We start from the raw sequence: 25,751 nt of genomic DNA, 5'->3' as shown, positions 1-25,751 counted from the left end.
TCCGCTCAGCGCGCAAAGCCGAGCGCCGCGCGAACGGCGAGGCCGGCGAGCGCGCCGCCCACCACGATCCACGTCGCATTGATCTTTGGCTGCATCGCGACGGGCAGGGCGGCGGCGAGGATGAGCCAGGCGGGCAAATCGATGAGCGCGCCGCGTCCGAGGGCGATCGTGGCGGCGACGAGCAGGCCGAGCGAGGCGGCGGCGGCGCCGTCGAGCAGGCCCGCGAGGCGGGGCGAGGCGCGCATTTTCGGCAGGATCGGCGCGCTCGCGCGGACGAAGACGAAGCTCGGGAGGAAGATGGCGAGCGTGGCGACGGCGGCGCCGGCGGGGCCTTCGATCAGGTAACCGATGAACGTCGCGGTGGAGAGCACGGGCCCCGGCGTGAACTGGCCGATCGCGACGGCGTCGAGCAGCTCCGCCTCGGTGAGCCAGCCCCGCTCGGTCACGAGCCCCGTGCGGAGGAGCGCGATCAGCACGTATCCGCTGCCGTAAAGGATGCTCCCGACTTTGAGGAAAAACAGCCCGAGCGGCAGGAGTTTTCCGCCGCCCGCGGTGGCGGACGCGGCGAGGGGAAATGCGAGCACGGCGGGCGACGACTTCGCTTTTTTCGTGCCCGTGGCCGGCGTTTCGGGTGGCTTCTTCGAGCCGGGGACGATCGCGCCGAGGGCCGCGCCTCCAAAGAGCACGCCGATCTCGTTCACGCCGAGCACGCTCGCCGCGGCCGCGGCGAGGCCGAGCGCCAGGAAAAACCAATCTTTCTTTCGAGGCAGGACGAGCCGCGCCATCGCCGCGAGCACGATCGAGAGCATCGCGGGCTTGAGGCCGTAGAGCAGCCCTTCGAGGGCGGGGAGCGTGCGCAGGCGCTCGTAGGCGACCGCAAACCCGGCCGTGATCGACGCGGCCGGCAGGATGAAGCAGGCTCCGGCAGCAATGAGCCCCGGCGTGCCGGCGCGGCGATACCCGAGATGGATCGCCATTTCGGTCGAGTTCGGCCCGGGAATCAGGTTCGTCGCGGCGAAGAGATCCAGAAATTCTTCCCGCGTCACCCATTTCCGGCGGACGACGACCTCGGCCTCCATGAGCGCGACGTGCGCGGCGGGGCCGCCGAACGAGGTGAATCCGAGGCGCAAAAACAAGAGCACCACCTCGCGCAGCCGGCCCGGATCGGCTGCGGCGGGTGGCGCCGGGGGAGGCGTGGCCTCCTCGCTCAGATGTGGACCCCGCCAACCAGCATGGCGTCGATTTCACGCTCGGCGACGAGCCAGTCCTCGACGGGATTGGTCTTCCCGAACCCGATCGTCTCGGCGCGGCGATACGCAGCGCGCGCGATCATCCGGCGGCGCTCCTCGATCGACACGGGCCTGCGCTCGGAGGCGGCGGGCGCTTTGAAATCCTCGTCGATCGCCGCCGGCTCTGCTGCGGGCGCGGGCGCGAGCACGACGGGCGGCGGCGCGACCGACTCCGCGACGGCGGCTGCTTGGGCCTTCGCGCCCTTCTTGCCCGCCTCGCTCTTCTTTTGCGCCGCCTTCTTGCCTTTCGTCTTCATCGATCCTCTCCTCGGTGGTTTTTTCCGGGGGAGGGGGCTCCTATCCTGAATGAAGCGGGAGGGCAAAATTTCTTGGGGAAGTAAAGATAGCGCACTTGAACGACGCCTATCCCTCGATTCGCGACCAGAAAACTTTGCCTGTGAACTACCTATGGTTAGGGTAACAACAAGCGAGTGAGCGGAGGTTGAGCGGTCGTGTCAGGCGGAAAAACGGCGTGCAAGGTGATGGCTCTTGTGTCGTTGCTGATCTCGATGATGATCGTTTCATCAGCCGGACAGGCTACGGCGTCCCCTGCTACACACGACGGAGTGGCTCCTGTCATCGTCTCCGAGGATAGCGAATGGGCCTACTGCAGGCGCGCGTGCGATCTCGTGTGGGATTACGACAACCGTCAATGCCGCAAGCTTCCCGAGAAGCCCAAGAAAAATCGCGAACGATGCTGGCGCCGTGCCAATGAGGAGCGCTCGCGGTGTTACTTGGAATGTGAGAAGGAAGCGCAACGATGACGATCATCGCCGAGCGCGAGCTGCGCTTTACGCAACAAGGCAAGCGGGGGGCACGCAAGGTCGTCGTTCGAATCCATGCGCCCAAACCCGAGGAGAACGGCAACTGGTCGGTGGACTTCGACATCCACGGCCCTGGCGACCACAAGGCGAGCCGAGCCGTGTGGGGCGCTGATTCCGTGCAAGCGCTCGTCCTGGCGCTGGCGAACATCCCGCTCGATCTGAGCCTGGTAGCCCACGAGATGGGCGGCACGATCAAGTTCCTGGGGAGCAAGGACCTGGGGTTCACGGTCATGCCACCCAAATGAGGAGAGCACGAGGCGTACACTTGCCTGCACGGCGAGCGAAAGCTCGCCCGTGTGCCAATTGGTGCAGGCGCGTGGCGAGAAGGAACTTGCCCCAGAATGTCGCCTGGCACTAGCTATAGGCCCTCGCGGCCGGTGAGGTTGGAGGTTGCTCATGATCACCCGCGTCGAAGCGCTCGGCTATCGGTGCCTGCGGTACATCCGTCAACCGCTTGGGTCCCTGCATGCCCTCGTGGGACCGAACGCTAGCGGCAAGAGCACCTTCCTGGATGTCATTGCGTTCCTAGGCTCGCTCGTGCGGCGCGGCCCCCAGGCGGCCGTCGAGGAGCGAACGAAGAATTTCCAGGATCTTGTCTGGCGTCGTGACGGGCGAGCGTTCGAACTGGCCATCGAGGTCGATGTACCAGAGGCGTTGCGCAGCACGTTGGCCCGCCCCGACCTCGTTGTGCTTCGGTACGAGGTAAGAGTTGCGCTGGACCCCGAGACGGACGAGGTCGGCCTGGATGCGGAGCGATTGAGCTTCGGGATGCCAGATGCTGGACAAGAACTGCTATTCAGCGATCCAACTCCTCCGGTGACTATTCTAACGCCAACGCCTGCGCGAAATCGGGCCCTCGTCGTCAACAAAACCGCGAGCGGAAACGATAACTTTTATGCGGAGACACGCGAGGCGCATCAAGGAAGGAGCTCTCCCTGGACCATCCTTTACAAGCTGAGTCGCCGCAGGTCCGCGCTTGGTAACTTGCCAGAAGACGAGTCGCTCTTTCCGGTGGCGACATGGTTCAAGCGCTTTCTCCTCGACGATGTTCAGGAAATTGCGCTTCGAGGGGACTCCTTGCGCCTGGCGAGTCCGCCAGGTCAGAGGAGACGGTTCAAGCCCGACGGCAGCAACCTCCCTTGGGTCGTGGCGGATCTGGAGAAGCGCGATTCGGAGCGGCATCGACAATGGCTCGAACATTTGCAGACGGCGCTCCCCGATCTCGAAGGCATCCAGGTGGTTGACCGCGAGGACGATCGCCATCGCTATCTCGTCCTACGCTATGCGGGGGGGCTCGAGGTTCCTTCCTGGTCGGCTTCTGATGGAACCCTGCGCATGCTTGCCCTCACTCTCCCGGCGTACTTGCTGGATTTGCCAGGCATCTTCTTGATCGAGGAGCCGGAGAACGGGATCCATCCGCGGGCGATCGAAGCCGTGTACCATTCGCTTTCATCCGTTTACGACGCACAGATCCTTCTCGCGACCCACTCGCCGGTGACCTTGGGCGTGGTCGACCCCAAGGACGTGCTTTGCTTCTCGCGAACGATGGAGCGGGGCACCGACATCGTGAGGGGCACGGACCATCCCGCGCTGCGGGATTGGAAAGGCGAGCCGAGTCTGGGGGTTGTATTTGCCGCCGGGGTGCTTGGGTGAGCTGGGAACGCAAGGACCTCGTCGTGCTTACAGCCGACGATGACATCCGTCACGCGCTGGATGGAATTCTCACGCAGAAGGATCGCCTTGGCATTCGGACTATCTCCTATGACGTCTTTACGCACCCTAATCACGACCCAGGCTGTCTTCGCGAAAGCGCCACGTTCCTCCGTGCTCACATAAAGCAATACGAGCGGGCGCTCGTCGTTTTCGATCGTGAGGGATGCGGGCGGGATGGGAAGTCTCGAAAGGCCTTGGAGCAGGACGTCGAAACGAGCTTGGCGAGCAACGGCTGGGCGGATCGGGCTGCTGGCATTGCAATTGATCCTGAACTCGAGATCTGGGTCTTCAGCAATGCGCCACATGTCGAAGATCTCCTCGGCTTCCGGGGCGCCCCCCAAGATCTTCGCTGCTGGCTCGTGGGAGAAAATTGGCTGGTGGAAGGTCGCGTCAAACCGCAGCGGCCGAAGGAGGCCTTGCAGGCTGCCCTGCGATTCCGCCGTAAGCCCAGGTCAGCGTCGATCTACAGGCGCCTGGGAGCCCTTGTGCCCCTCGAGCGCTGCACGGACGCCGCCTTCGTGAAGCTTCGCGACGTGTTACGTCGCTGGTTCGCACACGATGCAACAAGCGGACATGAGGGCTGATGCGCACGGAAAGCGAGGGTAAGTGATGCGGCCGGTCGCCCCAGTCGTGATCCCCCTCCACTCGCTCCCTGCGAACCAGGAGGTGAGTCCGTTCCTCGCCCCCTCCGCGAAAATCCACCCGTACGAGCGCCCCGGTCCTCCCCCGCGCAGCGCGCGTCCCCCCCGAACCGAGGCGTGATCCTCCCCAGGTCACGGCGTGTTCCCTGGCAGATCACCCCCGATCCTCTCGTTGTTTCGACTTGTCCGCGGGCAGGTGAGGCGTGATCCGGACGCCGCGATGAATTGCACGGGGGCAGGCGAGGCGCGCTCCTTCGTTTTATTGGCCGGATCAGGCCCGGCCTTGTTCGACGCCTCGTATGCGCCAGATTCCGCTCTCCTTCGGGCTTCTTATCTCCTCGACGAGCTCGACTTCACCGAGGCGGCGCTCCTCGCCGAGGACGACGCTACCGGGCTCACCTTGCCCTTCTCCGAGGCCATCGGCGAATGGGAGGGGCTCTTCACCGAGGAGCGCGCTGCTCGCCGGGAGGTCATCCGCGCCGAGGCGGTGGTCTCCGTCCGCAACGAGCGCTTCGATTCGCTCACGAGGCGCTTCGGCGCCGCCGTGCGCGCATTCGCGCTGGAGCTCCTGGCGAAGTTCTTCGGTGGCAGTGGGGCGAGCCTCGGCTCTCCTCTCACCGAATGCCTGCCGCGCTGGCGACCTGCTTCTTTTCGGCGCGCCGCACGCCGATCTGCGACAGCCTGAGCGGCGCCTCCCTCGGATCCGGGTGCGCGATCCGCCCCTCGCCCTCGATCGGCGCCGACGCCGGCTCGTTGCCCGTGAGCTGCTTCAGCCCGTAAAACCCGTTCATCGCCGCCGACAGCATCATCCCGCCGCGGCTCAATTGCCGGGCCCCGCGCGCGAGCCGCTCCCGCACCAGCGCCGGCGAGAACGCGCGGTTCCACAGCCGCCGGTGCGCCGCGAGCAGCTCGTCGGGGGTCATCCTGGCGGGCCGGAAGGCCACCCCGTAGCCGCTGTAATGGGGCCAGTCGCGCTCCGTGAGGATCCGGCCGCTCTGCAGATACTCGTCGTAGAGCGGCGTGCCGCGGAACGGCGTCAGCACGCTCAGGAAGGGCACGTCCACGCCCACGGCATTGAGGCGATCGGCGGTGGCGACGATGGTCTCGGGCGTTTGATCGTCGAAGCCCGAAATGAAGCCGGCCATCACGCAGATTCCCCGATCGTGCAGGCGATCGATCGCGTCGCGGTATTCGCGCACCCGGTTCTGACGCTTGTCGACGCTGCGCAGATCCGCCTCGTCGAGGCTCTCGATGCCCAGGAAGATGCCGATACATCCGGACCGCTCCATGAGGTCGAGCAGCTCCCGATCCTTGACGATGTCGATCGACGCCTGCGTCAGCCACCACCGATCGAGGCCGATCATCGCGCGGAGCAGCTCCTTGGCCCAGCGGCGCTGGACGAGGAGGTTGTCGTCCCAGAACCAGGCGACCTTGTCCTGCCAGAAATGAGGGAATCGCGTGGTCGCGATGTCGCGCACGACATCGTCGACCGGACGCACACGGAAGCCCGGATTCAGGTCGGGCACGGTGCAAAAGCTGCACGTGAACGGGCAGCCGCGTGTCGCCTGGAGGACACGCGGGACGAGGAAGCGGTCTTCGAGCAAATCGTACCGGGGCGTCGGCAATCCCGCGAGGGACACCGGCTCCCCGCGGTACACGCGGCGCGCCGTTCCCCGCCCGAGATCACGCAGCACCTCGGGCCACACCGATTCGGCCTCCCCGGTGACCACGACGTCGACATGCGAAAGGGCCTCTTCGGTCCAGTACGAGACGTGCGGCCCGCCCGCGACCACGCGCACGCCGAGCGCACGATAACGATCGGCGAGCTGATACGCGCGGCGGGCGAACCCAGAGAAAAAAGAGAGGGCGACGACGTCCGGCGTGCCATCGACGGGGACGGGACGCACCTGCTCGTGAATGACCTCCACCTCGTGCTCGGAAGGGGTGATCGCAGCGAGGTGGATCCCCGTCACCGGCGGGACGAAATGCCATTGATGACCGCGGCGGTAGCGGGGCACGTAATCGACGACGATCCTGACCTTCATATCGCGTCTCCTCGAAGGCCCAGGATGAATGCAGTCCGCCTGATTCGCCGCGCGAGAGTGCGTGAGCGGTCGGTCCTTCGGCGCGAGCGGGCGCGGCGAGGCCTCGAACGGTCTCACGTTCCGCCCTGCCCCGGGATCGGCTATCACCTTCTCCGATGACGGCGATCGAAGCCGGAAGACCAGATCCATCGGGCGAGCCCCTCGCGATCGCCACGCTCCGTGCCCTCGCCGCGCCGCGCCGCCTCATCCCGATCCTCGTGGTGACCGTCACGCTCCTCGTCGCCCAGGCGCGGTCGGGCGGCTCGGCGCTCGTGGTCGGCGTCGCGCTCTGCGCCTCGTTCACGCTGCTCGCGCCGGTCTCCTGGCGCGCGCTCGCCGCCGAGCGCCCCACGCTGCTGCGCGTCCTCGCTTATGCGGCGCTCGGCGCGATCGTGGTCTTCGGCATCGGGGGCGTGATCCCCCGCTGGTTGCGGCTCGAGCCGAGCTTCCTCACGGTCCCGGCGAACCTCGTCAGCTCACTCGCGCTCTACTGGGTCGGCGGCTGGGGGCTCGGTCGGGACATCGATCTCGAGCTGCGTCTCATCGCCCAGCGGGAGCGGGCCGAGAAACTCGCGCGCGAGGCGGAGCGCGCGCAGCTCTTCGCCCTCCGCGCGCACCTCGATCCCCATTTCCTCTTCAACACGCTCAACGCGATCGCCGAATGGTGCCGCGTCGACGGCGCGGTCGCCGAGGAGGCCGTGCTGCGCCTCGCGTCGATGCTACGCGTGATCCTCGCCGGCGTGCGCGCCGAGTGGTGGCCCCTCGATCAGGAGCTCGCACTCGTACGTACGCTCTTCGAACTTTATCGATTGCGCGACCCGGCGCGATTCACGGTGGTCATGGAGATCGATCCGGGCGTCGAGCCTTTGCCCGTGCCGCCCCTCGTGCTCCTGCCGCTCGCGGAGAACGCGATGAAGCACGGTCCCGGCGCCGGGCACGAGGGCGAGGTGCGCCTCGTGATCCGACGGGCCTCGGGCGCACTTCGAATCACGCTCTCGAACCCAGGCGCATACGCGGGCCCGAGGCCGGGCAGCGATGGATTGCCCACCGTGGAGCGCCGGCTCGCGCTCGCCTACGAGAGGCGCGCTCGCCTCTCGATCCGCGGCGAAGAGGGCCGCACGCGGGTCGATCTCGACCTGCCGGAGGTGATCACGTGAATGCACTGCGTGTGCTCGTAGTCGACGACGAAAAGCTCGCGCGGGCGCGCCTCTTTCGGCTGCTCGGCGCAATCGACGGCGTGGTGGTCGTGGGCGAGTGCGATCGCGGCGACGCCGTGCGCGCAGCCCTCGGGCGAGGCGGCATCGACGTGATCCTGCTCGACATCGAAATGCCCGGCCTCACCGGGATCGAGGCAATTCGCTTGTTGCCCGAGCCGCGGCCCTACGTGATCTTCTGCACCGCGCACGCCGAATACGCCGTCTCCGCATTCGAGGTGGCCGCGGTCGATTACCTGCTCAAACCCGTGGAAGCCGGGCGCCTGCAAATCGCCATCGAGCGCGCCCGCCGCATCCTCGGCGCCACAAAAACGGACGCCCCTCGCCCCGCAGCGCGGCGTCTCGCGATCGAGACCCGCGAAGGCGTGCTGCTGCTCGATCCCGCGGAGATCTCGTTCGCCGAGCTCGACGGCGCACTCGTGACGATCATGGCGAGCGGGCGGCGCGTGCTCACCGATCTCTCGCTGGCCGCGCTGGAGGAGCGCCTGCCCACAGGCACATTCATCCGCGTCCACCGCCGCGCGCTACTGAACCTCGAGCACGTGATCCTGCTCGAACCCACGCCCTCGGGCGGCTATTTCGCGCGCATGAAGAACGGCCACACCGTGGAAGTCTCCCGCCAGGCAGCGAGGGAGCTCCGCCGCGCACTCGGAATCGCCCGCGGGGCGGGCGGGGACGAGGCCTGATCCTCGGGTCTGCGTCTCCCCGCACCCGCACCCGTCGCCCAGACGTGATCCTCCTCCACTCTCCGGCGGAGCGGAGCCAGACGAACCCATCCCTCTCCCGCTCCACGAAAATCACCCGGCAACAACGTCCCTGATCCTCCCCCGCGCACGGCCCGCCCTCGCCAAGACGAGGCGTGATCCTCCCGAGGTCACGGCCTGTTCGCCGGCAGATCACGCATCTCCTCTCCGGCTGCTCGACGTGCACGCCGCCAAAGGACGCGTGTTTCGGGGCCCTCCATGAAGCGCACGGGGGTAGGCGACGCTCGCCGCCTCCTTTCGCTTGACGAAGCGGAGCATAGTCCGGTAGCACACCTCGCATGCGCCAGATTCCGATCACCTATGGTTTGCTCTATTTTCTCGACGAGCTCGAATTCTCCGAATCTGCACTCGCCGCCGACGAGGACGCCGCCACGCTCGCCGTCCCCTTCGCCGAGGCCATCAGCGAATGGGAGGGCCTCTTCGCGCAGGAGCGCGCGGCGCGCCGGGCGGTGACCCGCGCCGAGGCGGTGGTCGCGGTCCGCAACGAGCGGCTCGATTCGCTCACGAAGCGTTTCGCCGCCGCCGTGCGCGCGTTCGCGCCGGAGCTGCTCGGGAAGTTCTTCGGCGGCACCGCCCCGGGGCAATTCGTGCGCAAGGGGCTGCGCGCGCAATGCGAGAAGACGCGCGACGTGCTCCTGCCCGAGGCCGGAAAGCTCGGCGGGAATCACGAGCTTTCCCCGTTCGCGGCGCCGATCGACAAGGTCAGCAAAGCCGCGCTCGACGCGCTCGACGTGCGCACCAAGGCCAAAGGAAATCGGCAAATCGTCTCGAACGAGACCGACGAATGGAAAGAGGGCATCAACGCCCTGCGGACGACGACCTACGCGGAGCTGCTCAAGATCGCGACCGCGAAGAAGTTGCCGAAGACGTGGGTCGAGTCCTTCTTCCGGAAGCCCGACGCGACCAAGGGCGAAGATGTGGGTACGGGCGAAGGCGCCGATCCCGAAGGCGACGAGCCCTGAGAGGGTGCTGCCGCAGCGGAGCCGCAGCACGCTCTCCCAGGGGGATCAGGCTGGCATCACGGGTTGTGCGACACCGTGAACGCCATCGCCTGGATCGTGGCGACGACGTGGTTCGGAGCGCCGACCGGCGCGAGATCGACCGGCTCCCGGAGGTGATAGACCGAGCCCTGCGGAGGAAACACCGTGAGGTTGTCGTTGATCAGCGCGGCGGTCTTCGTGTTTGACAGCACGAGGGGAGGGCCACCGCCCGGCGGCTTCTCGATGGTGAACGTGAAGTCGTGGAAGAGCGTGTTGCGGAACTTGGGCGGCAGATTGCTGATGAGCTCGAGCGGGCTCAACGGGGTCGTGTCGATGTCGGCCTGGGAGAGGGTGACCCTCCCGAGCACGGGGGAGTCCGCCGACACCTCGTGGCCGATGATTTTGAACAGCACGCCGCCCAATCCGGTATCGATCTTCTTCTCGACCCGGACCTTGATCCCTCCCTTGAAGTCCAGGGTGACGATGCCGAGGACATTCACTTTCAAGGGGACCTCGACCGCATACATAGAGCAGGGGATCTCCAGTCCGATCGGGGGTATCAGGCCATCTAGGTACGACATACGCTCCTCATGGTTCGTGGGATGGGAGGCGTGTCGCCCCGCACTGCAAAGGCGACCCGCCCCGGGTCTACGTCGCCGCGGATCGCCTCGGAAGGCTCCACGACGTTGCATGTCCCCCCTCGTAGAGCTTTCCGGCGTTGAGGACCATGGGACCAAAGTCCTACACGAGAGCATGGGCCGGCGTTCCCCCATGAACCGCCGGGGGTGACGGTGTATCCTTCCGCGGCCATGGCCGATCCCTTCCGTGAACGACAGCTCTCCCCGGCCGAGGTGCGCCGCATCCTGCGCCGGGCCCTGGAGCTCGCCGAGCATGACGCCGAGACGCAGGCCGTCGAGACCTCGATGACCGAGGCCGAGCTCGTGCGCCACGCGGGCGAGCTCGGAATCCCGCGCACGGCCATTCGAGGCGCGGCGGCCGAGCATGCGCCGCCCGACGTGCCGGAGGCCCGGGGCGGTTGGCTCGGCGCGCCATTGCGGACGCTCTTCGAGGAGGAGATCGAAGGCGAATTGACGTCCGATTCGCACGAGGATCTCGTCGACGTGATCCGCAGCGTGACGGGCGACGCGGGGCAGGTGCAGATCGTGGGAAAAACCCTGACCTGGACGCCGACGGTGAACCCGCAATCGCAGCCGAGGCAACTCTCGGTCACGGTGCGATCACGCAATGGAAAGACCCTCGTCCGCGTGGAGGAGCGATACACGAATTTCGCCCTGGCCTTGTTCCTCGGCATCGGGCTCGGTTTCGGGCTCGGCGGAGGATTGCCCATCGCAGGGGGGATCGGGGCCGCCACGAAGAGTGGCTCCCTCGCGGTGCTGGCCGCAATCGCCGTCCTGCTGTTCGCGTTCCTCATTCCACGGTTGATCTTCCCCTGGATCGTGCGGCGCCGGTCGAAGAAGCACCACGAGCTGCTGTCACGCCTCTCGGACGTGGCGCACGCGGCGTCGCCCGGCGCGCGGGTGGCGGAGGAAGAGGCCGCGCCCCGGAAGCGGAAGCGAAAGCGGATCGCGGGAGCGGAGGCGGAAGCAGAGGCGGAGGCGGAAGCGGAGGCGGAAGCAGAGGCGGAGGCGGACGCGGAAGCAGGGGGCCGGGCGCGGGCGCGCCGCTGACCTCCCCTCGACCCCCTCGCCCGGTCTGTTCAGTGGTCCTCCGCTGATCCGTCGGCCGGAACACGAACCGGGGCCCCGCCTGCCCGTTTCGGTCTTCACCGGACAAGTTCACCGCTGATCGGACAGCTTATGTCCGTCACGGGCGCCCGGTTCGTGTCATCTTTCTTGGCCGGCGTTCAGGTACCTGGTAGGGTGTTCAGTATGCACCGCGCCGCCGCTGCCACGGTCCTCGCCCCGGACGCCGACGCCCGCCACAAGGAGCTCTTCCAGAGCGCCCTCGTCCGCCCTGCGATCGAAGGACTTTCCGGTCGCGCCAAGGCCTTGCCCCTCGGCCTTCGCACCGTCGACGCGTCCTTGCCCGAGGGAGGCCTGCCGCGAGGCGCCATCGTCGAGCTCACGGCGCCCCAGGGCCTCGCCCGCGCGACGACGCTCGCCTTGTCCCTCTGCGCCTCCGCCCAAGCCGAGGCCCGCCTCCGCGGCGAGAGCGACACGCGCGGCGCCTGGTGCGCCTGGCTCGACCCCACGCAGTCTCTTTTCGCGCCCGCCCTCGGCCGCGCCGGCGTTGATCCCGACCGGCTGCTCGTCGTCCGGCCGAACCTCGACGACCTCGCCCGTGTCGCCGTCCGCGTCGCCGGCTGCCACGCTTTCTCCGTGGTCGTGGTCGACACGGCCGGCGTGCCCGGCTGCCGCGGCGAGACCCGGCTCGACCGGTGGGTCACGATCGTCCGCCGCCTCGCCCTCGCCGTCGAGGGCAGCGACACGACCGTCCTCCTGCTCACGGACGCGGCCGCCTCCCGCGCGATGCCGCTGCCGGCGGCGATGCGGATCGAGCTCGAGCGCCTCGGCGAGGATCGGCTCGGCCTGCGGGTCGCCAAGGATCGGCGCGGCCGCGTGACGGGAGCGCAGTCGATCGAGCTTGGAAAGAGCGCATGATGGGCGCATGAGGATCGGGTGATGGGCCGGCGAATCGTGGCGGTGGTCTTGCCCCAGCTCGGCTGCGAGCTCGTGCGGCAACGCGCCCACGAGGAGGGCCGCGCGGACGGCCCGCTCGCCGTCTTGTTTTCGCGGGGCAAACCGGACGGGGGAGGGGAGGCCGAGGACCGCGCCACGGCCACGCTCGACCTCGTCGACGAGGCCGCCTGGCGTTACGGAATCCGCCCCGGCCAGCGCGTGGCCGAAGCACAAGCGACGCTCGCCGAGCTCACGATCCAGAACGTCTCGTTCGTGGAGGTCGACGCCGCGCTCGGTCGCGTGGCCGAGGTTTGTCTGAATCTCGGGACCACGGCCGCGATCCGCCTCGCCCCCGAGCGCTCGTTCAACGCTCGGGGCTCCGGGTCGCCTTCGGCGCCCTGCGCCCCGAACCCCGACGAAGACAAACGCCGCGGTCCGGCAGGCGACGCGCCCTTCGACACGGTCTTCCTCGACGTCACGGGCGCGGCGCACCTCGTGGGCGGCGAGGAGGCCCTGCTCGACGAGCTCTGCGAGCGGATCCACGCGCTCGGCCACAAGGTCCAGGCCGCCATCGCCGACGGCCCGCGGATCGCCCGCGCCCTCGCCCGGTTCGCCGCGAGCCCGGTGCTCTCCAGCGGCTCGGCGCTCCTCGTGCGAAACGTCCCGCATCCGACGGTCGTCGCCAAGCCCGGCGCGCGTGTCCTCGGCCCGCTGCCGCTCACGGCGCTGCCGCTCGATCTCGACACGGCAGCCTTCTTCGGCCGGCTCGGCATCTTCACGGTCGAGGCCCTGACCAAGCTCCCGCGCGGCGAGCTCACGCCGCGGCTCGGCCTGCGCGCCGCCGAGGTGCTCGATCTCGCCTCCGGCCGCGACGATCTGCCGCTCGTCCCGTACGCGCCCCCGCGCACGATCGTCGAAGAGACGAGCTTTGAAGACCCGATCGCCACCGTCGAGCCGATTCTCTTCGTCCTTCGCGGCATGACCTCGCGCTTCGCCGCCCGCCTCGGCGCCCGCGGCGAAGCTTGCCTCTCGCTCACCCTCACGATCCCGCTCGACCGCTCCATCGCGAACCTGCGCGATCCCAGCCGCGAGCCCGTCCTCTCGCTCTCGATCGACCTGCCCTCGCCGCTCTCCGACGCGGGTGATCTCCACCGCGCGCTCCGGGCCAAGCTCGAACGCGCCGAGCTCTTCGCGCCGGCCGTCTCCGTCCAGCTCGAGGTCTCGCAGATCGTCGAGGCGCGGCGCGTCCAGATCGACCTCTCGCGCGACAAGGCCGTTCGTCCCGACGCGCTTCCCGCCCTGCTCGCCGAGCTCTCCGCCGAGATCGGCCAGGATCGCGTGGGCGTGCTCGAAGCGATGCACGCCCACAAGCCCGAGGCGCGCTCGAAGCTCGTCCCCGTCCGGGATCTCGACCAGAAGCGCGCCCCCGCCGAGGCCGTCGACCTCGAAGCCGCCGAGGATCGCGACGTTCCTCTGCCCACGCGGCTCTTCCCGACGCCCGTCCCGATCGGCCGCATCACGAAGGGCGCGGTCGTCGCCGTGGACAGCCGCCTCTACGCCATCGAGTCCTTGCGGTTCGTGATGCGGCTCGACGGGGTCGAGTGGTGGACGAGCTCTGCGGCCTCGCGGGATTACGGGGTCGCCTGGCTCGTCCCAGGCGCCACGAGCGGGAAGGCGTCGGCGGGGCCGAAGGGCGAGGGGGCATCGCGGGCGGCCGGCCTCGCGTGGGTCTTCGTGGACCGGACGACCGGGGAAGGGTACCTCCAGGGCTGGTGCGAATGAACCGACGAAGGCCGGCCCTCTCCGTCGTCTCCGGGGGCTCGCCCGAGCCTCCGCCCGAAGGACCCTCGGAAAAACCCGCGTTCGCCGAGCTCTGCGCGCGCTCGGCCTTCTCGTTCCTCGAAGGCGCCTCGCAGCCCGAGGAGATGGTGCGGCGGGCGCACGAGCTCGGTTTGTCCGCGATTGCCATTGCGGATCGGGACGGCCTCTACGGCTCGGCGCGGGCGCACGCGGAGGCGAAGAAGCTCGAGCAGCCATACATCGTGGGCGCAGAGCTGACGCTGACGGTGGGGGGGTCCGAGAACCCCCCCACACCCCCCGGCGACTCGCTTCGACCTCATGGAAGCGTCGTCCTCCTCGCCCAGGATCACGAGGGCTACTCGAACCTCTGCCGCCTGCTCACCCTCGCCCACGCGACCCACGAGAAGGGCACGGCCGGCATCGCGGTCGAGGACGTCGCGCAGGCGCACCGCGGCCTCGTCGCCCTCGTCCCGCTCGCCACGCCCGCGCTCGCGGAAGGCGCCCTCCTCGGGCCGCTCCGCGACGCCTTCGCCGAGCGCGCCTTCCTCGCCGCATGGCGCCACCTCGATCGCGGCGACGCGGCCCGCCTCGAAGCCGCCACGAAGGCCTCCGCCCGTTACGGCCTCTCGGTCCTCGCCACCGCGCGCCCGCTCTTCCACCACGGCGGCCGCAAGCCCCTCGCCGACGTCCTCACCTGCATCCGCCACAAGACCACGCTCGATCAGGCCGGCGCCCTCCTCGCCCCGAACGCCGAGGCCACCCTGCGCGGCGCCGCCTCGATGCTGAACCTGTTCCGCGACGAACCCGCCTGGGTCGGCCGCACCGTCGAGGTCGCCGAGAGCTGCCGCTTCTCGCTCGCCGAGATCCGCTACCACTTCCCGAGCGAGGGCCACTGCTATCCCGGCGAAACCCCGGACGACGCGCTCCGCCGCCTCACCTACGCGGGCTGCAAGAGCCGCTACCCCGAGGGCACGCCGCAGAGGGTCGCGGCGCAGATCGAGAAGGAGCTCGATCTCATCAAGCTGCTCGACGTCGCCCCGTACTTCCTGAGCGTCCACCAGATCGTCTCGATCGCCCGGGAGAAACGCATCTTGTGCCAGGGCCGCGGCAGCGCGGCGAACAGCGCGGTTTGCTTCGTCCTCGGCATCACGGCCGTCGATCCGGCGCGATCGAGCCTGCTCTTCGAGCGTTTCCTCTCGCCCGAGCGGCGCGAGCCTCCGGACATCGACGTCGACTTCGAGCACGAGCGCCGCGAGGAGGTCATCCAGGCCATCTACGAGATGTACGGCCGCGACCGCTCGGCCATGGTCTCCGAGGTCATCTGCTACCGCGGCAAGAGCTCGCTGCGCGAGGTCGGCAAGGTCTTCGGTTTGACCACGGATCAGCTCGATCGGCTGAGCGGGCTCGCGCTCTACCACGAGGCCGACACGAGCGAGAAGAAGCTCGCCGAGCTCGGCTTCGATCCGAACGACGCGCGCCTGCGGCAGGTGATTTTCCTGGCGAACGCGCTCGAAGGCATGCCGCGGCACCTGTCGATCCACGTGGGCGGCTTCGTGCTCTCGGCCGAGCCGCTGCACCACGTCGCCCCCATCGAGCCCGCGCGTATGCCCGGCCGATCCGTCATCCCCTGGGACAAGGACGACCTCGACGAGCTCGGCTTCTTCAAGGTCGACATCCTCGCCCTCGGCATGCTCACCGCGATCCGGAAGACCCTCGCGATGGTCCACGAGCGACATCGTCCGGACGAACCTTTCGACCCGATCGACGCGCTCGCCCGCATCCCGGCCGAGGACCCGGCCGTCTACCAGGCGATCCAGCGCGCCGACACCGTGGGCGTCTTCCAGATCGAGAGCCGCGCGCAGATGTCGATGCTGCCGCGCCTCAAGCCGAAGGAGTTTTACGACCTCGTGATCGAGGTCGCGATCGTGCGTCCGGGCCCGATCCAGGGCGGCATGGTGCACCCGTACCTGCGCCGCCGCACGGGGCAGGAGGCGCCGATCTCGCCGCACCCTTGCCTCGACGGGATCCTCGCGCGCACGCTCGGCGTCCCGCTCTTCCAGGAGCAGGTCATGCAGATCGCGATGGTCGGCGCGGGCTACACGCCCGGCGAGGCCGATCAGCTCCGGCGCGACATGGCCGCGTGGAAGAAGCACGGCCGCCTCGCGCGGCACCGCGAGCGGCTCTTGCGAGGTTTTTCCGAGAAGGGCATCAGCGCCCGCTTCGCCGAGCAGCTCTACCAGCAGATCCACGGCTTCGGCGAGTACGGCTTCCCCGAGTCCCACGCGGCGAGTTTTGCCCTGCTCGTCTACGCCTCCGCGTGGCTCAAGGTCCACCACCAGGCCGCGTTCACCTGCTCGATCCTGAACTCCCAGCCGATGGGGTTTTACAGCCCGTCCTCCCTCGTCCAGGACGCGCAGCGGCACGGCGTCATCGTGCGGCCCGTCTGTGTCGTGTCGAGCGGCTGGGACCACTTCCTCGAAGACCCCGGCGTGATCCGGCTCGGGATGCGCCTCGTGAAAGGGTTCGGCTGGAGCGGGGCCGAGGGCGTGCTCCGGGCGCGCGCGGAGGCGCCGTTCACCGGCGTCGCGGATCTCGTGCGGCGCGCGGGCCTGCAGAAGAACGACATCGAGGCCCTCGCGGAGGCGGGCGCGCTCGAAGCGCTCGTCCCGAGCCGGCGCGAGGCGCTCTGGCGGGCGCGCGCGCCGCGCCTCCCGGACGGGCTCTTCGCGAAGGTCCCGCTCGAAGAAGAGAAGGACGTGGGCCTGCCGAAGATGCGCCCCGCCGAGCAGCTCGTGCTCGACTACGGGCGGGTGGGTTTGTCCCTGCACGACCACCCCTTGCGGCACCTGCGCCCGCGGCTCGAACAGGAAGGCACGGTGACGGCGGCCTCGATCAAGGAGCGGCGCGCGGGCGAGTCCGTGCGTGTCGCGGGCCTCGTGGTGGGCCGACAGCGCCCGGCCACGGCGAGCGGCGTGACGTTCGTCACGCTCGAAGACGAGACCGGCGTGGTCAACGTCATCGTGCGCAAGGACCTGTTCGAGGCGAGCTACGCGGCCGCGCGGTACGCGAAGATCATGGCCGTTCGCGGCCGGGTCGAGCGACAGGGGTCCGGGCCGAAGGGCGCCGCAGGCGACCCGGACCCCCGGGCGTCGAACTACGAGGTCGTTCACGTCCTCGCCGAGGCCCTCGAGCGCCTCGACGCGCCCGGCAAACGCGGCGTTCCCACGCGATCACGCGACTTTCACTGAGCCGCGTACCCCAAATCGTTTGTGCTCATAACGACCGGATCAAGCGCCCCTCCGGTCGCTTTTTGCTCGCCAGACCGGCCGCGACGCGGCAAAGATCGCGGCTGATGTTCGGGCTCCAACGACTCCTGGCACTGGCTGCGGCCCTGCTCGCCGCGTGCAGCAGCGGGTCGTCGACGACCACCGAGGCTGCGCCCGCTGCGAGCGGCTCGTCCGATCCGCCGCCGCTCGGCTCGTTCATCGCGCCGAGCCCCACGCAGCCCCCGCAGCCGAAGTCGCCCCAGCCGAACCCGCTCGGCCTGCCCCCGCGCAAGATCAAGCTCGACCCGGGGCGCCGCGTCTTCACCTTCTCCGAGCCCATGCTGGCGAACGCGCGCATCGGCTCGACGCTCGTGCTCTACGCGGCCACGGCGATCGGCTTCGACGGCGACGACCTGGTCATCGAAGGCCAGTCCGGCGGCCCGTCGTACAAGGTGCACGCGGGCTACGTGATCCCGGTCCCGGACAACGTGAAGCCGAAGCTCAACGACGTCGTGCTGACCGAGTGGAACGGCGTGATGAAACACGCCGTCGTGCGCCGGTACGTGAAGGATCGGATCGCGGTCCGCTACACGGACATGGAGGCGCGGACGCCGGAAGCGCTCCTCAAGGGCGTGCGCTGGGTCAAGCAGGTCGACGGGCTCCAGCCCGGCAACTATGCGGCGCACCGGCAGGAGGGGGAGTACCGGCACGTGCTGCTCGTCTCGCCGTTCGAGGCGGGCGGCGTGAAGCGCTGGTTCTGCCTGGGATTCGGCGGCGCGGCGCTGATCGCCGACGAGGCCGATTTGCAGCCGATCCCGATCAAGTGGAAAGGCAAGGCCGGCGCCGTCGTATGGGCCGAGTGGGCGGGCACGATGCGCCGCGCCGTCATGCAGAGCGAGAGTGAGCCGGGCATCTTCACGGTGAAATTCGAGCGAGCCGGCAAGCCCGAAGTCGTGGGGTACGGCTTGATCATGAATCCTCTGTAACGGCCGGAGACGATCGAGAGCGGGGCGTTCGGTGCCGCAAACCGCCGCCGGTTCGTGGTAGATCCGCTTTTCATGCGCGCCGCCCCCGCAGTGATCCTCCCTCGGGCCGACGACGACGCCCGCGCGGAGAGCCCGGCGTGAACACGCAAGCCCGAGCCGCCACGGTCCGCGTGACCTCGCGGGGCCCGTTCGACGTGGGCTCGCGTCTTTGGCGCGACGAGCGAGGCTCGCTCGTCGTCACCGTCATCGCGAAAGCCACCTACACGTTCGCGCCGGGAGACGCCGCGCCGCTCGACGTCCCCGTGCCGCTCCAGGAAGAAGACGGGCACTGGGACGACGATCCCACGCGGAGCGTCCACGCGCCGAGCGACTTCGCCCCCTTCAAGCCGAGGGCCGAGGTCATCATCGTCGGCTCCGCCTACGCCCCCGAGGGGCGGCCCGCGCGCTCGATCGCGGCGCGTATCGTGGTGGGATCGGTCGACAAGACGATCGAAGCCTGGGGCCCGCGCCGCTTCCGCGCCGACGGCAGCGTGGAGGAAGCGCCCCTCCAGACCCGCTTCTCGCTCCGCTACGAATACGCCGCCGGCGGCCCCGGGACCGACAACCCCGCCGGGATCGACCTCTCGCGCAGCGCGCTCCTCGGCCCCGTCCCGGTGCCCCAGCTCGTGCCTCACCTCCACGAGATCACCTCGCTGCACGAGCACATCCCGCGCGCCGGCTTCGGCCCCATCGCGGCCGCGTGGCCGGTGCGCGCGGGGCTTCTCGGCGAGCGCGAGCGCACCTGGCTCGGCCGCTCGGACGCGTTCGCGCTGCCGAAGACCTTGCCGAGGCAATACTTCCTGGTGGCGCCGGAGGATCAGCGGCTCGAACGCCCCCTCGAGCCGAACGAGACGATCATCGCCGAGAACCTGCACGGAAAACACCCGCGCCTGCGCATGACCCTGTCCGGCCTGACGCCCTACGCGATCGTCGCGGGCAGCCGCGGCGAGCCGACCAGGCTGCAGGGGGACCAGCTCTGCATCGACACCGATCGAGGGATCTGCACGCTCACCTTCCGCGCGCAGATCCCGCTCCCCGCCGGCAGCGACGTCCAGGTGATCGTGGTCGGCGGGCCGATGGGCGGGCCCGTCCCGCTGGAGGAGGCGCAGATCGTCCCGCTGGCGCGGCCGGGGCCCGAGGACAGGCGCATCGACGAGGACGAGCACTACACGATGCCGTTCACGGTGCCCGCCCGGCGGCACGACGGGCTGCCCTTCCAGGGCACGAACCAGGCCGCGAACCCGCAGCCGCCGCGGCGCCCGAGCAACCTCGACGGCGTGATGCCCTTTCGCGAGGCCGACGCGACCTCGGGCGCGCCGAGCTCCCGCGGCTCGTACCCTCCGCTTTCGCCGAGCGTGCCCCAGCCGCCCCCGTCGCGGCCCGAGGCGATGCCACAAGCCTTGCCCTTCACCCCCGTAGCCCCGCCCACGGCCATCCCGCCCTCGCGTATCGCCGCTGTCCCCGCGCCGTCGCCGCTCCCGGTGATGCCGTCGCCGATGCCGCCGCCGCTGCCGGGGGTGCCATCGCCGCCGCTGCCAGGCATGCCGTCGCCGCCGCTGCCGGGGATGCCGTCGTCGCTCGCGCCGATGCCGTCGTCGATCGCGCCGATGCCGTCGTCGATCGCGCCGTCGCCTTCGCCCCCGCCTCTCCCCCCGAAGAACGCCCCGACGACCTTCGAGAGCGCCTTCAGCGGAGCGAAGCCCGCCGCGCGGAGCCTCGAAGCCCCCGAGGCCCCGAAGGCCGACGCGGCGCAGGCCGAGGTCGCGAGCGCCGGGCCCCTCGTGTTCGTGAGCGCGAAGGCCGCGTCCGACGCCGCCGCGCGCGAGGCGCGTCGCAACGACGAGCCGGGCGCCGGGGCGCGCGTGATGCGTTCGGCGAGCACACAGGTCCAGAGACTCGCCGTCGTCGACGTCCTCGACTTCGATCCGAAGGTCTTGCCCCGGCTCCGCATGCAGAAGCGCTTCGCGCCGATCTTCGCGGGCCCGCGCCCCGTGCAGCCCGCCGAGGCGTCGCGCAGCAAGCTCCCGCAGGAAGAGCAGGACCGCGCGGACGTGGCCCGGGTCCTCTCGTGCGCCCGCTCGGCGGACGCAGCCGAGATCCGGCGCGCGCTCGCCGAGAGCCTCGAGGACCAGAACAACTGGCACCCGCCGCTCCTCGCCGTCGCAGGTGACCTGCGCCCCGTCTTCGACGAGCTCGAGGGGCTGCGCGCGGCGGTCAGCGTCGCGCAGACGGTCGCAGGAGGCGACAAGCGCCTGCTCGCGGCCATCGCCGTCGCGCAGGAAGCGATCGCCGCGCCCGTCCCGCCGCGGCCCGACACCGTGCTCGCCCTCGGTCGGCAGATCGAGGCCGCGTCGTCGTCGCTCTCGCTCCCGCCGCGGTACGTGGCCTCGGAGGTGGAGCGGATCCTGCTCGAAGGCCGCAAATACAAGCGCCGCACGCTGCTCGGCGCGACGCGGATCCGCGCCGATCTCACGCTCGCGCGCGGCGGCGAGACGATGCTCGTGTATCTCTCCGACGCGGTCGCGACGTCCTTGCCGCTCCTGCCTTCCTATCCGGTGGTGGTGCTCGCCGAGGCGAGGCTCCGCGAGGACGTCGCGGAGACACAACCCGAGGCCCTCGTCGCGATGGCACTCGGTCGCGTGCTTCACGGTCGCGCCGAGGGCTAGAGCAGGGGCTTCCTCCCCCGGTCGCGTTCCGATACGCTGGCGCCGACGGGTGGGCCGGGTTTTCCGGCGAATACGCCGAAAGAGGCAAGCTGCGATGAGGATCGCCAGCGTCACGTGGAAAGGGTTTCTGGGGCTCGCGGACGGCTCGCTCGATCTGGCGCGAGACGGCGCCCTCCCCGCAGACCTCGTGGTCGTGACCGGGCCGCCGGGGAGCGGAAAAACGAGGCTGCTCGACGTGATCATCGCGGGCAAGGAGCGCGTCGCCCCGTACGGGCCAGGGCCGCGGCTCGACGACGTGATCGGCAAGGACGGGACGTCGGCGAAGATCACGATCGAGTGGTGGCTGTCGGAGGACGAGCGCAAGGTCGTCGGCGCGCCGAGGCCGCTCCTCGGGACCGAGGCCATCTACACGCGCACAGGCCCGGCCGAGCTCGCACCCGATCCGGCGATCGGCGTGATCCTCGAGCGATACGATCACGAGCCGCAGCACGGGAAAGTCGATTACATCCCCGCCGACCGCGGGCTGCCGCCGCACGTGACGTCCGTGCGTGATCCCGTCTACGAGCAGCGCCGCGTGCGCCTCTCGCGCGGGCCGGACAAGTACGCGGGGATCGTGAAGCTCGCGGAGCAGACGATGCTGCGGCGCACGGACGACGCAAAGATCGCCGAGCTGAAGGAGCTTTTCGCGAAGCTCTGCCCGCACCTCCGGCTGCGCGGCGTGTCGGCCGCAGGAGACATCGAGTTCGGGCGCGAGGGAGGGCCTCCGAGGCCCGTATCGAAGCTCTCGATGTCGGAGAAGCAAGCCTTCATGATCGCAGCGACGATGGTGCTCGTGGGCGTGCACCACTCGGTCGTGCTGTACGACTCCCCCGAGCTCTACCTCAGCGGGGCCGAGGCGCGGCGCCAGTTCGAGGTGCTCCGAGCATTCGCCCCGACGAACCAATGGATCGTCGCGACCTCGTCCGAGGACATCGTCGCGATGGCCGCCCATCGAAACCTCGTGCGGCTCGGAGCCCCGTCATGAACACGGTCACGTATTACATGGACGACGTCGAGGTGGCCGTTCCGCCGGGCTACATCGACAGGACGATTCACACGCTGGAATGGCAGACGGAGGACGGCAGCCGCGTAGGGCTCGTGGTGCAGCGGGATCTCAGCCCAGATCGCCCGACGATCGACAAGCTCTTCGAGCTGGCGATGTCCGAGTATCAGAAGCGCCTGCCCATGCTCCACGTGGACGAGCCGCCCGTGCTCGAGCTCGCCGTGCCCCATCGCGTGGCAGCCATCCGCTGGAAGAAGGACCAAGACGTCATCTTCCAGGTGCACCTCCTGATCGAGCTCTCGGATCGCACGCTGGTCGCGACGTTCTCCGCGCGGCCCTCGTACCGCGAGCAGATCGAGGCATTCGCCGTCGAGTTCTGCCGATCACTGATGGTGAGGCGTTCGTCGTAGGAGGATTCATCATGTCCGTCGAGCAAGCCGCGCGCGTCACGTCCTCCGTCGACCACAAGAGCTTCAACATCCAGATCGTCTACACACTCGGAGGAGTCGCCCTCGGGGCCCTCATCGTGTTCACGGGAGGAGCATCACTCGCCGTCTTCGCCGCAGCCGCGACCGTCGCAGGCACGAGCCAGTCGATCGGCAACCTGATCGACAAGTACGTCGACCCACGCGACGCATCCGAGAAAATCGTGAAGGGCGTGGAGCACGTCTTCCTCGAAGAAGCAAAGAACCGTGCAGCCAACGTCAGCCCCCAGACGCGCACCGATCAACACGACGAATCCCCAGCCACCGGGAGCAACTGCGTCTTCATCGAAAACGCCCCCGCAAGCCGCAGGACCGACTTCACGAAGTGCAACGGCCTCATCATCGACGGCGCCCCCCACATCTTCTACGGCGGCGAACCCACCGATCAAAGCAAGCGCCCCGAGGAAAAAGCCCCCCTCGCACTCCAAGTCGTGCAAAAGACGGTCGACGCCGCAGGTCTCGTCGCCGGCACGCCGACAAACAAAGTCGAGGCACTCCTCTACGCAGTCGACGTGGCCGACTACGTAGGCGCAATCCCCGAAGGCCACTTCCAGGACTGGCACTTCGTGAAGGATCTGCCAGGCCTCATGCCCTGACAGCGTAGCGTAGCGCCGCGCCGGGGTTTCACCCCGGGCCCGACCAGGGGTTGTCCACCCCTGGACCCGGACCAGCGCAAGCGCTGGACCTTTTTGGGAAGAACTGCGCGATGCGCAGTTCTTCCCACAGGCCGGTGGCAAGACCGCGGACGGGGTTGCCCGTGGAAGCCGTCTTGATGGGCAGGGTCGTCGCCGGTCTTGAATCGGCCTGTTCGATGAACTGCGCATCGCGCAGTTCATCGACCCCGAGTCCAGCGCTTGCGCTGGTCCGGGGTGCAGGGGGCGGACAGCCCCCTGCTGGGGTCCGGGGTGAAACCCCGGTGCCGACGGGCGCAACGCTCCTCTCAGTCGAGCTTGTAATCGCCGGACTGGATGCCGTTGTAGATTCGGTCGCCGCGGCCGTAGGAGAGGTCGCCGCCTTGCGACTGGTAGTGGGTTTGCCAACGCCGCTTCATGTACTCGGCTGTTCGCTCCTCGCTCATGCGGGATCGCTGGGTCTCGCCCATCTTCTTGTAGTCGTCGTTTGCCCTCTCCCAGGCCTTGCGCGCCCTCTCTTTCTCGAGCGCGGCGTCCTTCTCTTTCTGCTCGCGCGCGGCCTTCTCCTCGGGTTTTTCTGGGCGCTCGCCGTTGACTGCCTTCTGTGTCTCTTCGGCGCCGGGGTTGATGAATACGTCGTCTGCTTGGATCACGATGAAGTTGGGCTGCATCACGATCGTCGAGCTGCCGACTTGCAGGATGATCTTTTCGTGGCTGACGAAGTGGTGGACCTTCGACGTCGACTTGAATGTCTCGGCGATCTCGTAGGTTTGGTTGGCCTGTCCCGTGACGGAGATGTCGCCGATGATCTCGTGCGTTTGGGTTTTCGTCACGCCGACGTATCGGTCGCCGCCTACGCTCGTCGTCTGGTTGTTCCCGACTACCACGAGTTGCTTGTGGTTCACGCCGAGCACGTCGTCGGTCCCTACCTTCGTGCTCCGTACGTTGCCGATCACTGTCGTCTGCGTGTTCTTCACGACGACGTTCATGTCGCGCTCGGCCTGCAGGTAGAGCTGCTGCTTGCTTGGCTGGTCGAAGAAGCTGATCTCGTTGCCCTTCCAGGAGTGCGTCTGCTGGTCGGGTGATTTGGCCCCGAAGAACTGGTGGTTCAGCGTGTCGACGAGCCCTGAGTTGCCGAGTGGCGACGGGTTTCCGCCGAGCAGGCCTCCGGCGGAGGACATCCCGCTGCTTGCTCCGTCGGCGCCGCCGGCGATCACGCGTGGGCTCGACTCCGAGCGCAGGCCGCTCACCTTCTTGAACTCGGGCAGCTTGTAGGGCGGCGGCTGCGTCTCTGTGAAGACGCGGCCGACGACGACGGGCCGATCTGGATCGCCGCCCAGGAACTCGACGAGCACCTCTTGCCCGATGCGTGGCAGGTTCACGCCGCCGAAGCCGGCGCCGGCCCACGGCTGGCTGCATGGGATCCAGCATGAGCTCGTCTCGTTGCGTGCGCCCTCGCGATCCCAGTGGAATTGCACGCGGACGCGGCCGTATTCGTCGGTGTGGATCTCCTCGCCCTCGGGGCCCACGACGGTCGCGCTCTCGAGGCCGGTCACCTTGGGCCGCGTCGTCTTCGTGTCGGGTTTGTACGGCGAGTCTGTCGGGACGACCTCGGCGTGGACACGCCACTCGTCGTCGTGGTCGCCTTCGATGAGGGCCTCGCTCACGAGCAGCGAGCTTGCTGCGGCGAGGGCGCGGTGTGGGTGGCCCGAGACGCTCATGATCACGCCGGGGACGAGGTCGATGGCGTTCGATTCGAACGTGATGCGTTTGGCCGAGCCGCGCTTGCCGTGCAGGCGGTTCTGCGTCTTCACGCTCCCGAGCTGCTCGTCGGTGCGGGAGCTGCCGCGATCGTCTGCGGTCGGGGTCGAGCCTCCGCCGCCCTCCTGCGTGTAGAGGAAGGCGCCGGGCTCGTAGTGGAACTGCTCGAGCTCTTGCTCTTGCGGCAGGCCGCCCGTGGCGGCGAGGCGGGGCTGGTTCGTGCTCGGCCTGCGGTAGTCGAGATCCGCGATCGTCACCTTGCCGGGCCGCACGCGCTGCTGGACGGCCACACGCGTGACGAACTCCCCGTCCGTGTTCGTCGGGGCGTCGTGGAAGCGGACCTTGGGCTTCGTGAGATCGCGCGAGTGTGGGGCGTCGTCGAGGACGAGGACGGTGTTCCCTTCTTGCTGCTCGAAGTAGTAGGAGACGCCGGCGTCCTCGAGGACGCGGCTGAAGTAGGCGAAGTCCGTCTCGCCGTACTGGCAGCGGTATTTCCGGGGCTTGTAGTTGCCTGGATCGACGCGCTCCTCGAACGGAACACCCCACTCGCCGAGCAGCTTCTTCGCGATGTCGATCTCGGTGTCGAACTGGAAGACGCGGTAATTCTTGCGTTGGGTCATGAGCCACGCGCGCGGCTGCAGCGTGACCGTGTAGGTCGCGAGGCCCTGCGCGTCCACGCGCACTTGCTCGATCTGCGAGCAGATGCCCTGCCAGGAGGGCTGCGCGAGGAGCGTGCGCATCGTGAAGGTCGCGGGTTTGCCGATGACCTCGTCGAAATCGATGTCGAGCGAGCGCGAGACCACGCGGGCCTCGACGTGGAAGAGCTGATTGATCCCTTGCTTGACGGCGAAGGTGCGGACGTCGAGCGGATCGCCGCTCGCGATCTCGAGGGTGACGTGGTTCTGCATGCTCATCGGCTCCTCCGG

21 protein-coding genes are annotated in these 25,751 nt (G+C 68.7%); 16 read left to right on the top strand and 5 right to left on the bottom strand.

Annotated elements, in window-relative coordinates; all coding sequences use genetic code 11:
• Nucleotides 1-5 precede the first annotated feature (5 nt).
• Together chrA and QHF84_RS05345 are read right to left on the bottom strand one after the other, a co-directional pair.
• Nucleotides 6-1,142, bottom strand: coding sequence for a chromate efflux transporter (gene chrA / locus QHF84_RS05350; RefSeq protein ID WP_281312308.1), 1,137 nt, complete (start codon nt 1,140-1,142; stop codon nt 6-8).
• 65 nt (nt 1,143-1,207) lie between these two features.
• Complete coding sequence (locus QHF84_RS05345; protein ID WP_281312078.1) at nt 1,208-1,546, bottom strand: DUF2934 domain-containing protein; 339 nt, start codon at nt 1,544-1,546, stop codon at nt 1,208-1,210.
• Nucleotides 1,547-2,049: 503 nt separating this feature from the next.
• Between QHF84_RS05345 and QHF84_RS05340 the strand changes: the two genes are divergently transcribed.
• The 4 genes from QHF84_RS05340 to QHF84_RS05325 all read left to right on the top strand — a co-directional run bounded on the left by QHF84_RS05340 (nt 2,050) and on the right by QHF84_RS05325 (nt 5,152).
• Entirely contained in the window at nt 2,050-2,358 is a 309-nt protein-coding gene (locus tag QHF84_RS05340; RefSeq protein ID WP_281312077.1) for a hypothetical protein, read from the top strand.
• A gap of 151 nt (nt 2,359-2,509) precedes the next feature.
• Nucleotides 2,510-3,766 carry an ATP-binding protein gene (locus QHF84_RS05335; protein WP_281312076.1) on the top strand — a complete coding sequence of 419 codons (1,257 nt, stop codon included), beginning with the start codon at nt 2,510-2,512 and terminating at the stop codon, nt 3,764-3,766.
• Nucleotides 3,763-4,410 (top strand): hypothetical protein, encoded by a 648-nt coding sequence (locus QHF84_RS05330; RefSeq protein WP_281312075.1) that lies wholly within the window; start codon nt 3,763-3,765, stop codon nt 4,408-4,410. Before QHF84_RS05335 ends, QHF84_RS05330 begins: the two co-directional genes overlap by 4 nt.
• Nucleotides 4,411-4,639: 229 nt before the next feature.
• Nucleotides 4,640-5,152 carry a hypothetical protein gene (locus QHF84_RS05325; protein ID WP_281312074.1) on the top strand — a complete coding sequence of 171 codons (513 nt, stop codon included), beginning with the start codon at nt 4,640-4,642 and terminating at the stop codon, nt 5,150-5,152.
• Here the strand turns inward: QHF84_RS05325 and QHF84_RS05320 are convergent.
• Nucleotides 5,082-6,512: a radical SAM protein gene (locus tag QHF84_RS05320; protein ID WP_281312073.1), complete on the bottom strand. Its 1,431-nt coding sequence runs from the start codon at nt 6,510-6,512 to the stop codon at nt 5,082-5,084. The genes QHF84_RS05325 and QHF84_RS05320 overlap by 71 nt on opposite strands.
• Nucleotides 6,513-6,667: 155 nt before the next feature.
• Between QHF84_RS05320 and QHF84_RS05315 the strand changes: the two genes are divergently transcribed.
• The 3 genes from QHF84_RS05315 to QHF84_RS05305 all read left to right on the top strand — a co-directional run bounded on the left by QHF84_RS05315 (nt 6,668) and on the right by QHF84_RS05305 (nt 9,491).
• Nucleotides 6,668-7,708, top strand: a complete 1,041-nt coding sequence (locus QHF84_RS05315; RefSeq protein WP_281312072.1) for a histidine kinase — start codon at nt 6,668-6,670, stop codon at nt 7,706-7,708.
• Nucleotides 7,705-8,451, top strand: coding sequence for a LytTR family DNA-binding domain-containing protein (locus QHF84_RS05310; protein ID WP_281312071.1), 747 nt, complete (start codon nt 7,705-7,707; stop codon nt 8,449-8,451). Before QHF84_RS05315 ends, QHF84_RS05310 begins: the two co-directional genes overlap by 4 nt.
• Nucleotides 8,452-8,807: 356 nt before the next feature.
• Nucleotides 8,808-9,491, top strand: coding sequence for a hypothetical protein (locus QHF84_RS05305; protein ID WP_281312070.1), 684 nt, complete (start codon nt 8,808-8,810; stop codon nt 9,489-9,491).
• A 56-nt stretch (nt 9,492-9,547) separates the two neighbouring features.
• Here the strand turns inward: QHF84_RS05305 and QHF84_RS05300 are convergent, their stop codons facing one another.
• Nucleotides 9,548-10,015, bottom strand: coding sequence for a hypothetical protein (locus tag QHF84_RS05300; protein ID WP_281312069.1), 468 nt, complete (start codon nt 10,013-10,015; stop codon nt 9,548-9,550).
• Nucleotides 10,016-10,318: 303 nt separating this feature from the next.
• Between QHF84_RS05300 and QHF84_RS05295 the strand changes: the two genes are divergently transcribed.
• From QHF84_RS05295 to QHF84_RS05255, 9 genes are all read left to right on the top strand, one after another.
• A complete protein-coding gene (locus tag QHF84_RS05295) occupies nt 10,319-11,197 on the top strand; it encodes a hypothetical protein (protein WP_281312068.1) in 879 nt (292 codons plus the stop codon).
• A gap of 201 nt (nt 11,198-11,398) precedes the next feature.
• Complete coding sequence (locus QHF84_RS05290; RefSeq protein ID WP_281312067.1) at nt 11,399-12,130, top strand: recombinase A; 732 nt, start codon at nt 11,399-11,401, stop codon at nt 12,128-12,130.
• Nucleotides 12,131-12,151: 21 nt separating this feature from the next.
• A complete protein-coding gene (locus QHF84_RS05285) occupies nt 12,152-13,930 on the top strand; it encodes a DNA polymerase Y family protein (protein ID WP_281312066.1) in 1,779 nt (592 codons plus the stop codon).
• Nucleotides 13,927-17,196 carry an error-prone DNA polymerase gene (locus tag QHF84_RS05280; protein ID WP_281312065.1) on the top strand — a complete coding sequence of 1,090 codons (3,270 nt, stop codon included), beginning with the start codon at nt 13,927-13,929 and terminating at the stop codon, nt 17,194-17,196. The genes QHF84_RS05285 and QHF84_RS05280 overlap by 4 nt, the downstream gene beginning before the upstream one ends.
• Before the next feature lie 104 nt (nt 17,197-17,300).
• Nucleotides 17,301-18,200 carry a hypothetical protein gene (locus QHF84_RS05275; protein ID WP_281312064.1) on the top strand — a complete coding sequence of 300 codons (900 nt, stop codon included), beginning with the start codon at nt 17,301-17,303 and terminating at the stop codon, nt 18,198-18,200.
• A gap of 137 nt (nt 18,201-18,337) precedes the next feature.
• Complete coding sequence (locus QHF84_RS05270) at nt 18,338-20,905, top strand: DUF2169 domain-containing protein (protein WP_281312063.1); 2,568 nt, start codon at nt 18,338-18,340, stop codon at nt 20,903-20,905.
• A 94-nt stretch (nt 20,906-20,999) separates the two neighbouring features.
• Nucleotides 21,000-21,929: a hypothetical protein gene (locus tag QHF84_RS05265; protein WP_281312062.1), complete on the top strand. Its 930-nt coding sequence runs from the start codon at nt 21,000-21,002 to the stop codon at nt 21,927-21,929.
• Nucleotides 21,926-22,357 (top strand): DcrB-related protein, encoded by a 432-nt coding sequence (locus QHF84_RS05260; RefSeq protein WP_281312061.1) that lies wholly within the window; start codon nt 21,926-21,928, stop codon nt 22,355-22,357. The genes QHF84_RS05265 and QHF84_RS05260 overlap by 4 nt, the downstream gene beginning before the upstream one ends.
• A gap of 11 nt (nt 22,358-22,368) precedes the next feature.
• Complete coding sequence (locus QHF84_RS05255; protein WP_281312060.1) at nt 22,369-23,028, top strand: hypothetical protein; 660 nt, start codon at nt 22,369-22,371, stop codon at nt 23,026-23,028.
• Between the two features lie 344 nt (nt 23,029-23,372).
• Here QHF84_RS05255 and tssI read toward each other — a convergent pair whose 3' ends face one another.
• A complete protein-coding gene (gene tssI / locus QHF84_RS05250; RefSeq protein WP_281312059.1) occupies nt 23,373-25,739 on the bottom strand; it encodes a type VI secretion system tip protein TssI/VgrG in 2,367 nt (788 codons plus the stop codon).
• Nucleotides 25,740-25,751: the final 12 nt, after the last annotated feature.

Source organism: Polyangium sp. y55x31, assembly GCF_029946505.1.
In the GTDB taxonomy this organism is placed as follows: Bacteria; Myxococcota_A; Polyangia; order Polyangiales; family Polyangiaceae; genus Polyangium.
The sequence above is the reverse complement of the archived record's forward strand: the minus strand, read 5'-3'. Positions and strand labels throughout refer to the sequence as shown.

Excerpts from the sequence above, each read along its gene's own strand:
- QHF84_RS05345 (WP_281312078.1), bottom strand. The coding sequence starts at position 1,546 with ATGAAGACGAAAGGCAAGAAGGCGGCGCAAAAGAAGAGCGAGGCGGGC.
- QHF84_RS05340 (WP_281312077.1), top strand. The coding sequence starts at position 2,050 with ATGACGATCATCGCCGAGCGCGAGCTGCGCTTTACGCAACAAGGCAAG.
- QHF84_RS05335 (WP_281312076.1), top strand. The coding sequence starts at position 2,510 with ATGATCACCCGCGTCGAAGCGCTCGGCTATCGGTGCCTGCGGTACATC.
- QHF84_RS05320 (WP_281312073.1), bottom strand. The coding sequence starts at position 6,512 with ATGAAGGTCAGGATCGTCGTCGATTACGTGCCCCGCTACCGCCGCGGT.
- QHF84_RS05315 (WP_281312072.1), top strand. The coding sequence starts at position 6,668 with ATGACGGCGATCGAAGCCGGAAGACCAGATCCATCGGGCGAGCCCCTC.
- QHF84_RS05305 (WP_281312070.1), top strand. The coding sequence starts at position 8,808 with ATGCGCCAGATTCCGATCACCTATGGTTTGCTCTATTTTCTCGACGAG.
- QHF84_RS05295 (WP_281312068.1), top strand. The coding sequence starts at position 10,319 with ATGGCCGATCCCTTCCGTGAACGACAGCTCTCCCCGGCCGAGGTGCGC.
- QHF84_RS05290 (WP_281312067.1), top strand. The coding sequence starts at position 11,399 with ATGCACCGCGCCGCCGCTGCCACGGTCCTCGCCCCGGACGCCGACGCC.
- QHF84_RS05285 (WP_281312066.1), top strand. The coding sequence starts at position 12,152 with ATGGGCCGGCGAATCGTGGCGGTGGTCTTGCCCCAGCTCGGCTGCGAG.
- QHF84_RS05280 (WP_281312065.1), top strand. The coding sequence starts at position 13,927 with ATGAACCGACGAAGGCCGGCCCTCTCCGTCGTCTCCGGGGGCTCGCCC.
- QHF84_RS05275 (WP_281312064.1), top strand. The coding sequence starts at position 17,301 with ATGTTCGGGCTCCAACGACTCCTGGCACTGGCTGCGGCCCTGCTCGCC.
- QHF84_RS05265 (WP_281312062.1), top strand. The coding sequence starts at position 21,000 with ATGAGGATCGCCAGCGTCACGTGGAAAGGGTTTCTGGGGCTCGCGGAC.
- QHF84_RS05260 (WP_281312061.1), top strand. The coding sequence starts at position 21,926 with ATGAACACGGTCACGTATTACATGGACGACGTCGAGGTGGCCGTTCCG.
- QHF84_RS05255 (WP_281312060.1), top strand. The coding sequence starts at position 22,369 with ATGTCCGTCGAGCAAGCCGCGCGCGTCACGTCCTCCGTCGACCACAAG.
- tssI (WP_281312059.1), bottom strand. The coding sequence starts at position 25,739 with ATGAGCATGCAGAACCACGTCACCCTCGAGATCGCGAGCGGCGATCCG.